Source organism: Neolewinella xylanilytica, assembly GCF_002934605.1.
In the GTDB taxonomy this organism is placed as follows: domain Bacteria; phylum Bacteroidota; class Bacteroidia; order Chitinophagales; family Saprospiraceae; genus Neolewinella; species Neolewinella xylanilytica.
This window is the reverse complement of the sequence record NZ_PTJC01000008.1, coordinates 191,284-204,622: the sequence shown is the minus strand read 5'-3', so window position 1 is coordinate 204,622 and position 13,339 is coordinate 191,284. Positions and strand designations below refer to the sequence as shown.

At 57.8% G+C, this 13,339-nt stretch carries 11 protein-coding genes; 8 read left to right on the top strand and 3 right to left on the bottom strand.

Going from position 1 to position 13,339, the window contains the following annotated elements; translation table 11 throughout:
• Position 1: 1 nt before the first annotated feature.
• Together CLV84_RS20485 and CLV84_RS20480 are read left to right on the top strand one after the other, a co-directional pair.
• Positions 2 to 1,147, top strand: a complete 1,146-nt coding sequence (locus CLV84_RS20485; protein ID WP_245911571.1) for a sterol desaturase family protein — start codon at positions 2 to 4, stop codon at positions 1,145 to 1,147.
• Between the two features lie 51 nt (positions 1,148 to 1,198).
• Positions 1,199 to 2,095, top strand: coding sequence for a hypothetical protein (locus tag CLV84_RS20480; RefSeq protein ID WP_104421710.1), 897 nt, complete (start codon positions 1,199 to 1,201; stop codon positions 2,093 to 2,095).
• On the opposite strand, the gene CLV84_RS20475 is transcribed toward CLV84_RS20480, so the two are convergent.
• Entirely contained in the window at positions 2,076 to 2,807 is a 732-nt protein-coding gene (locus tag CLV84_RS20475; RefSeq protein WP_104421709.1) for a 5-oxoprolinase subunit PxpA, read from the bottom strand. The genes CLV84_RS20480 and CLV84_RS20475 overlap by 20 nt on opposite strands.
• A 106-nt stretch (positions 2,808 to 2,913) precedes the next feature.
• On the opposite strand from CLV84_RS20475, the gene CLV84_RS20470 reads away from it, so the two are divergent.
• Genes CLV84_RS20470 through CLV84_RS20450 form a run of 5 tightly spaced genes read left to right on the top strand, consistent with a single transcriptional unit; the run spans position 2,914 to position 8,214 of the window.
• Positions 2,914 to 4,299 carry a Gfo/Idh/MocA family oxidoreductase gene (locus CLV84_RS20470; protein ID WP_104421740.1) on the top strand — a complete coding sequence of 462 codons (1,386 nt, stop codon included), beginning with the start codon at positions 2,914 to 2,916 and terminating at the stop codon, positions 4,297 to 4,299.
• Between the two features lie 58 nt (positions 4,300 to 4,357).
• Complete coding sequence (gene ung, locus CLV84_RS20465) at positions 4,358 to 5,041, top strand: uracil-DNA glycosylase (RefSeq protein WP_104421708.1); 684 nt, start codon at positions 4,358 to 4,360, stop codon at positions 5,039 to 5,041.
• A gap of 45 nt (positions 5,042 to 5,086) precedes the next feature.
• A complete protein-coding gene (locus CLV84_RS20460; RefSeq protein WP_104421707.1) occupies positions 5,087 to 5,725 on the top strand; it encodes a hypothetical protein in 639 nt (212 codons plus the stop codon).
• A 19-nt stretch (positions 5,726 to 5,744) separates the two neighbouring features.
• Positions 5,745 to 7,016, top strand: a complete 1,272-nt coding sequence (purD, locus tag CLV84_RS20455) for a phosphoribosylamine--glycine ligase (RefSeq protein WP_104421706.1) — start codon at positions 5,745 to 5,747, stop codon at positions 7,014 to 7,016.
• Positions 7,017 to 7,020: 4 nt separating this feature from the next.
• Positions 7,021 to 8,214, top strand: coding sequence for a GlmU family protein (locus CLV84_RS20450; protein WP_104421705.1), 1,194 nt, complete (start codon positions 7,021 to 7,023; stop codon positions 8,212 to 8,214).
• Positions 8,215 to 8,217: 3 nt separating this feature from the next.
• On the opposite strand, the gene CLV84_RS20445 is transcribed toward CLV84_RS20450, so the two are convergent.
• Positions 8,218 to 9,105 (bottom strand): CPBP family intramembrane glutamic endopeptidase, encoded by an 888-nt coding sequence (locus CLV84_RS20445; RefSeq protein WP_104421704.1) that lies wholly within the window; start codon positions 9,103 to 9,105, stop codon positions 8,218 to 8,220.
• A gap of 51 nt (positions 9,106 to 9,156) precedes the next feature.
• Here CLV84_RS20445 and CLV84_RS20440 point away from each other — a divergent pair, with 51 nt between their 5' ends.
• The gene (locus CLV84_RS20440; RefSeq protein ID WP_104421703.1) at positions 9,157 to 11,127 is read left to right on the top strand and encodes a glycosyltransferase family 2 protein; all 1,971 of its coding nucleotides are present in this window, start codon (positions 9,157 to 9,159) and stop codon (positions 11,125 to 11,127) included.
• Here CLV84_RS20440 and CLV84_RS22390 read toward each other — a convergent pair whose 3' ends face one another.
• Positions 11,128 to 12,999 (bottom strand): translocation/assembly module TamB domain-containing protein, encoded by a 1,872-nt coding sequence (locus tag CLV84_RS22390; RefSeq protein ID WP_406603348.1) that lies wholly within the window; start codon positions 12,997 to 12,999, stop codon positions 11,128 to 11,130.
• Between the last annotated feature and the right edge of the window lie 340 nt (positions 13,000 to 13,339).

The following is a 13,339-nucleotide window of genomic DNA, read 5'->3' as shown; positions in this document are numbered from 1 at the left end:
TATGACCAAACCGCTTTATACCTTCGAGGATATCCAAAACCTGGAGTTTCCACCCGTTATCGTGTACGCCGTACCCGTAATGGTCGCCCTTACGATCATCGAGTGGTTCATGCGCCGCCGCGAGTACGTCCACGAACTGGAAGAAGCGGCGCAGGCCCTGGGTTACGATACGTCACTTCGTCCCACGCTGCGGAAAAGCGGTTACAATCCTTTCCGGTACACCAGTTACCGGAATGCCTACGCCGAGGAATTAACGGACTACATCGCCGGTCGGCAGGGAACCAGCCACGCCGATAAGCATAAGTACGACATCAAAGACGGGCTGGCCGCCGCCGGGGTGGGTATCGGTAACCTGGTAAGTACCGCATTAGTAAAGGCCGCTACTTTCGGCATCATCCTCTTCTTTTACAACCTCACGCCCCTCTACATCCCGACGACCTGGTGGAGCTTCATCGCCTGTTTCTTCGTGGTCGACTTCTGTCGCTACTGGGCCCACCGCGTGAGTCACGAGCAGCGCTTCTGGTGGGCTACCCACGTCACCCACCACAGCTCGGAGCAGTATAACTTCACGGTATCGTTTCGCCTGAGCTGGACGCAGCATATTAAAGTGATCTTCTTCATTCCGGCCGCGCTGCTGGGCTTCGACCCCTTCGTCTTCTTTATCTGTATGCAAATCGGGGTATTGTACCAGTTCTGGATCCATACCGAACTGATCGACCGGATGTGGGCGCCCATCGAATACTTCTTCGTTACCCCCAGCCACCACCGCGTACACCACGCCACGGAGGAAAAGTACCTCGACAAAAACTACGGCTCCAGCCTTATTATCTGGGATCGGATGTTCGGTACCTTCTGTCCGGAGCAGGAAACCCCCAACTACGGCATCCTCAAGCCAGTCAATAGCTACAATCCCATTAAACTGGTCTTTCACGAGCACATCGACATGCTCAAGGACATGAAGACGTACCGGCACCCGAAAGCCTGGTGGCGGATCATGTTTCACGGGCCGGGGCTGACCCTGGACAAGGAGCGGCACTACGGATTCTACAAATACAAGAACGGAGAAATGCCCCAGGAAGAGGCCGCAACGAACCAAGCGATGGAAAAGCCGGTCGCACAGCGAAACCCGCGCAACGTTGTGGTGTAGGTAGGAGTTTGCTGAAAATCGCTATTTTACGTATCGCATAACCCTCCCACCATGCCCCTCTTCAACGACCTTAAACGCATCTTCTTCGGCGCCAAATCAGTTGCCAAACACCAGGCATCCCGGGCGGGCGACGTGGCGCGGGAAGCGGGCGACGAACTAGCCGATCAAGGGGAAGAGCTCTTCGATCTTACGAGGCGCGCCACCAGAGACCTCGCCGCCCGCGCCCCGGGCTACATCGAAAAGGGGAAGGGTGCGCTGTCCGAACTGGGGGATAAAGTGTACAAGCAGGACCCCCCCAAACCAGCTAAGCCTACGCCCCCGACGGATGAGGACGATGGCGACGCTTTCGACTTCGATAGCCTCGATCTTACTTCCGAAGCGGATGCACCCAAGTCCGGTAGCATCGATTTCGAAGCGGATCTCGTCGAAGACACCCCTCCCTCCGCTAAGGAGCCTTCCGCTCTCAACCAGCTTGCCGATTCCACGCTGGACGCGGCCGCCCGCACCGGGGTGAAAGCCAAACAAATGGCCAAGGAGGCCGGTGACGAATTACTCGACCGCGCCGCCCGTACCGGCGCGGATCTAAAGGGAAAGGCGGATAAATTCATCGATCACGCCAACCGCGAGGCGGAAAAGATGCGACTGGAAGACAGCATCGAGGAAGCCAAACGTGCCGCCGCGCAGGCGGAAGCTCGCGCCCGTGCCTTCGACAACAAGGAAAACGAACGGGACGCCTCCGGATCTACGCTCAGCGGTACCGATTCCTTCTTCGACCGCGCGGATCGCTTTGCCCGCGGGGATTATCACAACGAGGGAGGTAAGGATATGCGGGTCCAGAACGATCCGGACTACAAGCCGCGCAAAAAGAGCGACTTAATTGCCGGCTTTGACGACAACGATAACGACGGGGACAGCCTGATCGACGACGCTATCCTCGAAGAAGAGTAGCGTCCAGCGCCCGCCTGATGGCCCTGGCCTTGTCGGCCGCGCCGGGGTGATCGCCGTGTACACACATGGTATCTACCGTGATGGTGCGCACCTCGCCGTTCACCGTTCGCACCCGCCCATCCAATAACAACCTTACTTGCTCGACCGCTTCCTCCACGCTTTCGATGGCAGCATCGGCGTGGTGCCGCGAGCGAAGGTCGAGATTGTCCTCGTAGCGACGGTCTACGAAGCCTTCCGCGTAAAACAACAAGTTCGCCGCTGTCGCTACCTCCTTTAACGCGCCATTTGGCGGGCCGTAAAGAATGGGAACCTCCAGTGCTTTCATCACCGAGACCAATGCTTCCGCGGCCGCGGTTTCCCGGTTAGCGTAATGGTAAAGGGCACCGTGGAGCTTCAGGTGGTGCAGCCGACTACCGGCGGCCTGCACCATTCCCTGGAGTGCGGCTACCTGGTAGACTAACCAGGCCCGGAGCTGGTCGGTAGCGGGTTGGCGGGGGGAGCGGCCGAAATGCTTTCGGTCCGGAAAACTCGGATGCGCGCCAATCGACACCCCGTGCTCCAGCGCCAGATCGATCGTACGTTGCATGGTCAGGGCATCTCCGCCGTGGAAGCCACAGGCGACGTTGCAGGCATCGAGATAGGGCATCAGGGCCGCGTCGTCTCCGATTTGACGTTCGTACCAGGACTCCCCCAGGTCGGCATTCAGTTCCATGGCAATGGGTAGAAAAGGGTTTTAGTCCGATTTACTTATTGATCCTGCGCTCGCCGCCCATACATTATTGGGAGAATATGCTACCTTGACGGAACAAAAGCTGATCATGCAACGCAGAAACTTTCTCAAATCTACCGCATTATTTGGTGCAGCACTGGCCGCCAGCCAGGCAAATGCCTTCTCTCTCTGGAAAAATTCCGCCCAAAAGCGCATCGCGCTCGTGGGGACGGGTATTCGGGGTAGCTCGCTTTGGGGCAGAAACCTGGTGGAGAACTACGGAGAGCAGGTAGAATTCGTCGGACTTTGCGACATCAACCCGGGCAGGGTAGCCTTCGTGAAGGGGGCCATGGGGGTCGATTGTCCGGCGTACACGGACTTCGATAAAATGATGACCGAGGCCAAGCCGGAGTGGGTCATCGTCACCACCATGGACTCCACTCACGATGCCTTCATTATCGGCGCGATGGAACACGGCGCCAACGTCATTACGGAAAAGCCGATGACCACCGACGCGGAGAAGTGCCAGGCCATTCTGGATGCCCAGGAGCGAACCGGAAAGCAAGTACTGGTGACGTTCAATTACCGCCACTCTCCCCACAATACGGCCATCAAGCAACTGTTGCACGACGAGGAAGTTGGTAAAGTGACCAGCGTCGATTTCCACTGGTACCTCAACGTCTACCACGGCGCGAGCTACTTCCGCCGGTGGCACGGCTACGTCGAGAACAGCGGGTCGCTTTGGGTACATAAGGCGACGCACCACTTCGATCTGCTCAACTGGTGGGTCAATGCCAAACCCGTAGCCGTAACCGCCTTCGGTGCATTGGAGCACTACGGAAAGAACGGCCCCTTCCGCGGCGAATCCTGCCGGAGCTGCGAGCACAAAGCGGAATGCCCCTACTACTGGGATATCACCGAAGACGAATACCTCATGAACCTCTACGTCGATAACGAGGAGTACGACGGCTACATCCGCGACAGCTGTGTATTCCGGGAGGACATTAATATCTGGGACAAGATGAGCGCCCAAATCCTCTACGACAACGACGTGGTGGTCAACTACAGTCTCACCACCTATAGCCCCTACGAAGGGTACCGGATCGCCTTCAACGGTCACAACGGACGCATCGATTCCTGGGAAGACATTCCCTACCAACGGGGTGAGTACAGCAAGGACGAACAGGCCGCCCTCCACGGAGCGGAAATGGAGTTCAAGACGGAGGAGGTGCCCACGGAATTCCACGAAGTCATCCTGCACAAGAATTTCGAGCGGGACTTCAAGAGCATTAAAGTGCCGAAGTACCGGTACGGCCACGGCGGTGGTGACCGCCGCATGCTGGATTATCTGTTCGTCAATCCCGACGCCGCGGATCCGTTAGGGCATATGGCTGGTACCACGGATGGCGCCTACTCGGTCCTTATCGGTATCGCGGCGCGAAAAAGCATCGCGGAGGGGCGCATGGTCCGGCTGGACGAGCTTGTCAAGGTATAGAACGGGAACAATTGCCGGGGCGGGGGAATTACAGTGGTGAATCATCACTAACCCCGCCATGGCCACAGCCACCAACGTACAGATCGAGCCTTCCTGGAAGGAGGCACTGGAACCCGAATTTTCGAAGCCCTATTTCGGCACCCTCATCCGCTTTCTCAAGGAAGAGAAGGCCGATAAGACCATTTACCCCCCGGGTTCGCTCATCTTCAATGCCTACAATACCACCCCGATCGACCAAGTCAAGGTGGTTATCCTGGGGCAAGACCCCTACCACAATCCGGGGCAGGCCATGGGGCTGAGCTTCAGCGTTCCGCAGGACGTTACGGTGCCCCCGAGTCTACGCAATATTTACAAGGAGATTCACGACAGCCTCGGACTACCGATACCGAACCATGGCGACCTGACGAAGTGGGCCGAACAGGGGGTGTTTCTCCTGAACGCAATGCTCACCGTGGAGCGGAACAAGCCGGGCAGTCATAAGCGTTCCGGGTGGCAATACTTTACTGACGCCAGCATCAAGGCAGTGAGCGATAAAACCGAGCACACCGTTTTCATGCTTTGGGGGGCGTTCGCCCGTAAAAAAGCCGAATTGGTAGATTCCACTCGCCACCTCGTGCTGGAGAGTGCGCACCCCAGTCCGTTTTCGGCTGACAAAGGTTTTTTCGGCAACGATCATTTCCAAAAGGCTAATGAATACCTGCGGCAGCACGGAAAAGCGCCGATTGATTGGGGCGTGCAGTGAGCTGGCCGCCGCCGACGGCTTACATTTGCAAAAAAGGGCAGTTAGTTGGTCTATCCATTCCTTTTCCTGGTACTCTTGTTGCTGAGCTGTGGCTCCGAGGCGCCAACCGTAGTACACGAGGTTAAAACCGTCAGCGGCCACTTGCGCTACGAGGCCGCCGGGGGTACCGTCACGGCGGACTTGCTCCTGCCCGATTCGACCCGCCAGGTTCCCGGCATGATGGGCAATACGATGGAAGCACTCGACGGCCTTCCCGGACGTAGGTTCCGGTACACGGCCAAGCGAAAGCTCCCGGAGGTGGTACGCTTCACGGTGGATGATCAGGGCGAACCTGCTGTCTTCAGTTTCGTCACCCATGGGATCTTCATCGATTCACTGCCCGACACCCTTAATCGCAGTGCATCGGTGCGTTTCGACGTGGCGGATCGCGGGCTGACGGAGCGCGAAAGCCTGGTCATCTTTTTCGAGCCCGGTGACCGGAGTACCCCGAAACGTATCCTGGTAACCGGCCCCACCAGCAGCGGAACCGTCTCATTGCCTTTTCAGGCCATTGACGACATCGCGCCCGGCAGTTACGAAGTGTACCTCGTCAAGCAACGGGTCTTCAAGGATCAGATCGGGAACATTAAAACCAGCATTCAGACCGAATACTTTACCGAATCGAAAGCAGTAGTGGTTGAGTAGACCCGAAAAACCAATTTATATGAACGTATTACTCTTGGGCGCCGGAGCGCGGGAACACGCCCTGGCCTGGAAACTTTCAGCCAGTCCCCTCTGCGCTAACCTGTACATCGCCCCGGGCAACGCCGGCACCAGCGACCACGGGACGAACGTGGCCGTCGATCCGAACGATTTTTCCGCGGTCAAGGACCTGGTCGTGGATAAGAATATCAAGCTAGTCGTTTGCGGGCCGGAGGAACCGTTGGTACGGGGTATCAAAGATTATTTCAGCAGCGACGACCGGCTCAAAACCGTTTACTTCATCGGCCCTAGCCGGGAAGCCGCACGCCTGGAAGGGAGCAAGACGTACGCCAAGGCATTTATGGAGGAATATGGCATTCCTACCGCAGCTTACCGCCGGTTTACCGTAGACGAAGTCTCGGAGGCCATTGACTACGTTGGCAACTGCGCGACGCCGGTAGTGCTCAAAGCCGACGGACTGGCCGCGGGTAAGGGTGTGTTAATCCTGGACGATATCGAAGAGGCGAAAGGGGAGGTGCGGGCTATTCTGGAAGGAAAATTCGGGGAAGCCGGATCGAAGGTCGTCGTCGAGGCGTTTCTCGACGGCATCGAGTTCTCCGTGTTCGTACTCACCGACGGCAAGAGCTACCGTATCCTGCCTACCGCCAAAGACTATAAGCGCATCGGGGAAGGGGACACCGGCCCGAATACCGGCGGGATGGGAAGCATCAGCCATCCGCCCTTTGTAGATGCCGACCTGATGCGAAAGGTGGAACAGCGGATCATTCAACCTACCCTGAAGGGAATTGCCGCCCGCAAGCTCGACTACCGGGGCTTTATCTTTTTCGGATTGATCGTCGTGGAGGGCGAACCCCACCTCATCGAGTATAACTGCCGCCTCGGGGATCCCGAAACCCAGTCCGTGCTCACCCGGCTAAACAACGACTTCATGCAACTGATGCTCGAAACCGCCGAGGGGGAACTCGGCGCGGCAGTCGTCGATATGGACGACCGGCAAACGGCAACGGTGGTGCTCGTTAGCGGAGGCTATCCGGGAAAGTATGAAAAGGGAAAGGCCATATCCGGAATCGATACGGTGCGGGACAGTCAGGTTTTTCACGCCGGCACCAAACGCAGGGAAGACGGGCAAATCGTCACCGACGGCGGTCGGGTGTTGTCGCTGACCAGCTACGGTGAAACCTTCCAGGAAGCCCTCCGGAAGTGTTACGCGAATGCGGAAAAGATTGCCTTCGAAGGCGCTAACTACCGGTCTGATATCGGTTTCGACCTGTGAGCCTATGCCCCTTTTATTATTTGATTCAGCCAACCGCGTCGACTTATTACCGCTGACTTACGCGCGACCCGTCGCCGATTTGCGGTTAGGGATTCTCACCCTCGGGGAAAAGTGGGCGCGCAGGTTGGATATGCCGGCTAGCTATCTGTCTGCCCCTTACCTCCGCCGGCTGTTCCCGCCAAACTTCGGTGAAGACAACTTGCTGATCGAAGGAAGCCTGGTACCCGATGTTTCCAACGTATCCTGGATAGAAGGTATCCCGGAAAACACCGCGTGGCTTCGGGGGGGGGCACTTCTGGTCGCCCGGCTGAACGAGGAGCGAGCGCGGGCATACGCCACGGATCGTACACTGGATGGCGTGAACGTCCAGGACGCCCCCCATCTGCCCTACCGGTTCGTTTCCCGTCCTGCGGACCTGTTTCTCCAAAACGGGGAGGCTATCGTATCCGATTTCGAATTGATTACCGGTGGCCGGACTTCCGAGGCGTTATCGGCTTCCAATACCCTCATCGGCCCGCCCGAGAATTTGTTCTTGGAAGCGAACGTCACCCTGGAAGCCTGTATTCTGAACGTGGAATCCGGTCCCATCTACATCGGGAAGGATGCCACGGTGCTAGAAGGCTGCCTACTACGGGGGCCGATCTCGATTGGGCAGGAAGCGGTGGTGAAAATGGGCGCCAGGATCTACGGGGGAACGACCGTAGGACCGGACTGCAAGGTCGGGGGCGAGATCAGCAACGTCGTTTTTCAGGGCAACAGCAATAAGGGACACGACGGTTACCTCGGGAATGCCGTAGTGGGCGAATGGTGTAACCTGGGCGCGGATACGAACGCCAGTAACTTGAAAAATGATTACGGAGAGGTGAAAGTGTGGTCGTACGCGGAAAACCGGATGGTGGGAAGCGGACTGCAGTTTCACGGACTTATCATGGGCGATCACAGTAAAACCGGCATCAATACGATGTTGAATACGGGCACCGTGGTCGGCTTCAGCGCGAACGTATTCGGAGCGGGGTTTCCACCGTCCTTCATCCCGTCTTTCAGCTGGGGCGGGGGAGAGGGGCTACAGCCCTATCGCGTGGAGAAAGCCATGGCAACCGCCGAAAGGATGATGGAACGCAGGAAGCATCCTTTTACGCCATTGCACCGGGAACTATTCCTCGCCATCTTCGAGAGCAGCGCGTCCTACCGAGAATAGGCTTTAGCCCGCCGACACCTTTCGCTCGCTACGCATCCCGAGGTAAAGCACTACCACCAGGCTCAGTATCCCCGCTAGTGCTAGGGTGGCGAACGGCGTATCCATCTCGGTATCGGGCACGAAGGTGCCGGCTTGGTAGGTAGTAATTACCTGTAGGCCGTTGAACAAGAGGTGTAGAATTACCGGTACCCATAATGAGCCGGTCCAGCGATAACTGTATCCCAGCAGTACCCCGAGCAACAGTCGGGGAAAAAATCCAGCGAATTCCAGATGGATGGCGGAAAAAATGATGGCGGCCACCCAAATAGCGGCCGTTCCACTCATCATGCTACGCAGCAACCGTCCCTGCAGCAATCCCCGAAACATAAGCTCTTCGGCAAAGGCCGGAACCACCGCAACGGTCAGGAGGGCAACGGCAAGCTCGGATATGCTTTCGATTCGCAGTACGCTGGCGAGCAGGGCGTTGCCTTCCGCTTCCGACCGGACCATCCAATCCGGGAGGTCGAGCTGTAGGTTGAAGTAGGCTGCCAGGGCAACGAGGGGAATTCCGAAGAGAAAAACCAGTATGGCATTGCCGATCATGCCCGGATGCCGGGGGCGAACGAATCCTGCCGCGTCCGACCACCTACGTCCGTACGTAAGCAGCAGCGCCAGCAGGGCGGGTATTCCCCAGGTGCCCAGGTTGTTGATGAGGAGCAACAGCCGGAGCTGCATGCGCTCACCCACCGTCGCGAGGGGCTCGCCGGCGCTAACGAGGGCTATTCCGAAATGCTTTGCCAGCATCGTGACGCCGAAACTGGTCAATAACACCATCCCGATCACGCATAGGACAGTGTGAAGAAGAAGCTGAATACCGCTGGCGGTTCCGATGGGGGGCGTCGTGTCGGGCATAGAGTAGTATAACCTGCGAGTCGGCAGAAGTTTGCGTTCTACCTTTACGACGTGCAGCTTTCCGTAGTCATTGTCAGCTATAACGTCCGACACTTCCTCGAGCAGTGCCTGCTTAGCGTAGCGCGGGCGGTCGAGGGAATGGATGCCGAAGTGTGGGTGGTGGACAACAACTCCGCGGACGGTTCGGTGGAAATGGTCAGGCAACGGTTTCCCTGGGTTCAGGTAATTGCAAACCAAGACAACCCGGGCTTTTCCGTGGCTAATAACCAGGCTTTGCGCCGGAGCGCAGGAAAATACCACCTTCTCCTCAACCCCGATACCGTCGTTCAGGAAGATACCTTCCACCAATGTTATGCTTTCGCAGAGTCCCGTCCCGACTTGGGAGGATTAGGCGTGAAGATGATCGACGGCAGCGGCCGTTTCCTGCCGGAAAGCAAGCGCGGACTGCCCACGCCCTGGGTGGCGTTCACCAAGGCTTTCGGTTTGTCGAGGCTATTTCCTACATCGGCTCGCTTCAATACCTACCACCTCGGATACCTCGACGAAGACGCGGTGCACCGGGTCGACGTGTTGGCGGGGGCTTTTATGTGGCTGCGGGCCAGCGCGCTGGAAACCGTCGGGCTACTGGACGAGGCCTTCTTCATGTACGGAGAAGACATCGACCTTTCGTACCGCATCACGAAGGGTGGCTACCACAATTACTACTTCCCCGGTACCCGTATCCTGCACTACAAGGGAGAAAGCACCAAGCGGGGCAGTTTGAACTACGTTCGGGTATTTTACCAGGCCATGGTGATCTTTGCCCGGAAGCACTATTCCGGGTCCCGGGCGAGTCTGTTGGTCTGGATGATGCAGCTGGCTATTTACGTCAGGGCAATCGCGACGGTCGGCTACCATCTCTGGAGCAGGCTGCGATTTCCCGTCCTGGACGCCGCAGGAATTTACGTGGGCCTGATTATACTGAAACGGACGTGGGCGGCCTACCACTTTAACGATCCGGGCTACTTTCCCGATTACGTTAACCGTATCCATTTTCCGGCTTATACGCTGCTGTGGACCGCCAGCATTTTTCTCGGTGGGGGCTACGACCGTCCTTACGATTACGGCCGCTTGCTGCGTAGTCTGGCCATCGGTACGTTAATGCTGCTGTCGGTTTATGGACTGTTGCCCGAGGATTTACGTCCTAGCCGGGCACTCCTGGTCCTGGGTGCCAGTTGGGCCGTTGGTTGGACCTTGCTCCTGCGCGCCGGCGCCCGAATTATTAGCCGTCAACCGATCGGATCCGGAGGCGATACCCGCCTGGTTATCGTAGGCGGCGTGGCGGAAACGGAGCGCACCCTAAGTCTGCTCCAGCGGGTTGGGGCGAAAGGGCACTTTATCGGGCGAGTGCGGCCCGGCGGCCGAAACGAGGCCGTCACCGAATCCCATACCGACGACATTGGTAGCGCGGATCGTCTCGTAGCGCTGGCGCACCTCTACCGGGTGGAAGAGATCATCTTTTGCTCTGCGGATCTTGACATCGGCGATATCCAGCGCTGGATGAGTGAGCTGGGCCCGGATCTCCAGTACCGAATCTTACCGGAAAAGAGCCGCAGCATCATCGGGAGCCACCGCCCCGACCAACGGGGGACGCTATATACCATCGACGTGCATTTGCGGATCGACGATCCGGTTTACCGCCGGGGTAAGTGGTTATTCGACCGGACGTTGGCCTTGGCTCTCCTCCTTACGCTACCGATTACCGTTTGGCCGGTTATCGACAAGCGGAATTACCTGTTCAATCTCCTGCGAGTACTGATCGGGCGGCGTAGTTGGGTTGGTTACCATCCCGAAGATCCGGACGCAAGGCTTCTGCCCGCCATTCGACCCGGGGTGATTTATCCCGGTATTGCCATCGGGGTGGACGACGCACCCGCCATTCACCACCTGAACGTTCTGTACGCGCGGGATTATCGGGTCACGGACGACTGGCAGTTGGTTCTGCGGTACTATCGTTACCTGGGAAACGGAGGAAACGATTGATCAGCGTTTACCCGCCGCGTCCTTCCGAAATCCGGCGAAAAACTCGGACAGCGAATCGAATTCCCGGCGCCAGCTGAGGCCCGTTCCCACCTGGATCCGGCGGCCGCTGGCGATGTCGGGCTGGCGCCGCTGGTAGACGCGAAGTTTTAGGGATCTGCTGTCATTGAGGACGTACTCCAGCACGACATCGTTGCCGATGAAGGTCCCGGTGTTGCCACCCGTGACGGTCTGGTCGTTTAAAACATTGACGTCGCCACTCAGGCTGAGGCGATTGTTGAAGTCACGCCGAAAGGAAAACTCTACCGTCTGGCCGCGACGACTGATGGCATCCGGGGTAGTATTCGTGTAGTTGTTGTAGGCGATATCGAAGTCAAAACCGGAGATAAAGGCATCTTCCCCGAAGGCATCTTCCAGCAGGTCGTTCAACAGCAGACTGAGGTAGCTGGATAACCACTCGCTGACCGTATTGACGGCGACGTCGGCAACGTTAAAGCTGAGGTCACCGGGTAGGAACTGGCCGACTGCGATCAGGCCGAATACCTGGCGATTGAGCTCACTCTGGTCGAGCAGCAGCTGTCGGCGCTTATTATTGGCGTAGGTTTCCAGCGTTCCGTCCAGGTTCGGGAAGCCAATATCGAAATTGATATCCGGTTGGGTAAGAATCCCGTCCAGCTTGAGCGTCAGGTCAATATCCGTAGCCTGGCCGGCTGCACGCGTCAGGTCGTTGATCCCGTCGCCGGCGCCATCCAGCGGAAGGTACTCCCGGATAAAGTTAATGATCGGCGTTTTCAGATTTTGGTAATCGGCGGCAATATCAATGCGGGCGGCAAAGGGATCACCGGACCAGTTTACCGTTCCCCCCGGGCGTACGGAGAATTCCTTGTTAACGACCTTGTAGAGGGTGAAGAGGTAATCTCCTTCCGTCAGGGTGATGGTCCCGTACATCTGTAAATCGCCGTCCCGTGGGATGCGTAAGCTCAGGTTGCCGTTGCCCCGCCCCCGGAGGATGTCACCAACCTCTTCGTCGAAAATAATTTCCCCGACGGCCTCGTCCGTCACCTCGATTTCCATTTCCAGGCTTACCCCGGTAGGGTCGGTGGCGGCGGTAACCTGTTCTTTCTCTTTGTAAACGGTTCGGTCCACAAACCGCACGTTGTCGATCGGCCCGGCTCCGGCCCCCTGGGTGACGGGTATGGCGAGCCTTGAATCACGCCCGACAGTTGCCCGTACGTAGATGTCGGTCTGCCGGAAATTGCCCGTGAAATCTACCGTCCCGCCGCCAATGGCTTGCCCGTAAAAGTTAGGATTATCGCCAGGGGCGAGATCGAGCGCGAGGAAGCGATCGGTGCGCAGCCGCGCATTAATGCCCAGGTTTTTCAGCCGGTCGTGGGTGATGCCACCCGTCAGACGGGCTACATTGTTGTTCCGGTCGAGCAAGCGGGTGCCGGCCAGGTCGAACAGGTTGTTGGTGATGCGTACCCGGGAATCATTGAAGTGGTACCGGGTCTGCAGGTAATCCAGCGTGAAAGCGCCGGCGGAGGCGTCAATGTAGCCCTGGACGTCAGGCTCGCTGGCGGGGCCGACCACGTTAAGCTGCGCATTTATTTTACCCACGATATCCGATACGGAACCCCCTACCCAGTAGCGCGCCAGATCGAGGGGATAGCCGGTGACGTTTACCGTCAAATCCAGGTAATTCCGCTCCTGGTCCACGCGGGGATTTTCTGCCAGGTCGGCCAGGTTAAAGGTGGCTTCGGCGATGAGCTGGGAAGTGTCCCGGTTCAGATTCAGGAAGGCGCTTACCCTTCCCTTAGGACTTGGCGCCCGCAAATCCACCCGCAGGTATCCGTAATCGTCTCCGTTGATCAGCATGGTATCGCTGCGGAGGTCGGCGCTCAGCCCCTGCAGCAGGAACACGTCGTCGACTCCCAGGTGGACGTCGACCAGGCCACCAAAATCGAGCGCTTGGTAATTCCAGACGGAGTCGACCAGGCTCAGGGCCATGTTGTCTAGGTTGAGGTCCAGTCCCCGGTTGCCCCGTTTGGTAAGCCGGATGCTGCGCTCTCCGCTGCGGAGGCTGAAATTTCGGGTATCGATGTACTGGGGGCCGATCACGATCCGATTATCCCGACGAATCGTCCACGGTTCCTGAAAGAGGACCAGATCAGAGTCATCGAAGCGAATGGCGTAATTGGCGGTATCGGGCAGGGTG

Excerpts from the sequence above, each read along its gene's own strand:
- CLV84_RS20485 (WP_245911571.1), top strand. The coding sequence starts at position 2 with ATGACCAAACCGCTTTATACCTTCGAGGATATCCAAAACCTGGAGTTT.
- CLV84_RS20480 (WP_104421710.1), top strand. The coding sequence starts at position 1,199 with ATGCCCCTCTTCAACGACCTTAAACGCATCTTCTTCGGCGCCAAATCA.
- CLV84_RS20475 (WP_104421709.1), bottom strand. The coding sequence starts at position 2,807 with ATGGAACTGAATGCCGACCTGGGGGAGTCCTGGTACGAACGTCAAATC.
- CLV84_RS20470 (WP_104421740.1), top strand. The coding sequence starts at position 2,914 with ATGCAACGCAGAAACTTTCTCAAATCTACCGCATTATTTGGTGCAGCA.
- ung (WP_104421708.1), top strand. The coding sequence starts at position 4,358 with ATGGCCACAGCCACCAACGTACAGATCGAGCCTTCCTGGAAGGAGGCA.
- purD (WP_104421706.1), top strand. The coding sequence starts at position 5,745 with ATGAACGTATTACTCTTGGGCGCCGGAGCGCGGGAACACGCCCTGGCC.
- CLV84_RS20450 (WP_104421705.1), top strand. The coding sequence starts at position 7,021 with ATGCCCCTTTTATTATTTGATTCAGCCAACCGCGTCGACTTATTACCG.
- CLV84_RS20445 (WP_104421704.1), bottom strand. The coding sequence starts at position 9,105 with ATGCCCGACACGACGCCCCCCATCGGAACCGCCAGCGGTATTCAGCTT.
- CLV84_RS22390 (WP_406603348.1), bottom strand. The coding sequence starts at position 12,999 with ATGCTGATCAACGGAGACGATTACGGATACCTGCGGGTGGATTTGCGG.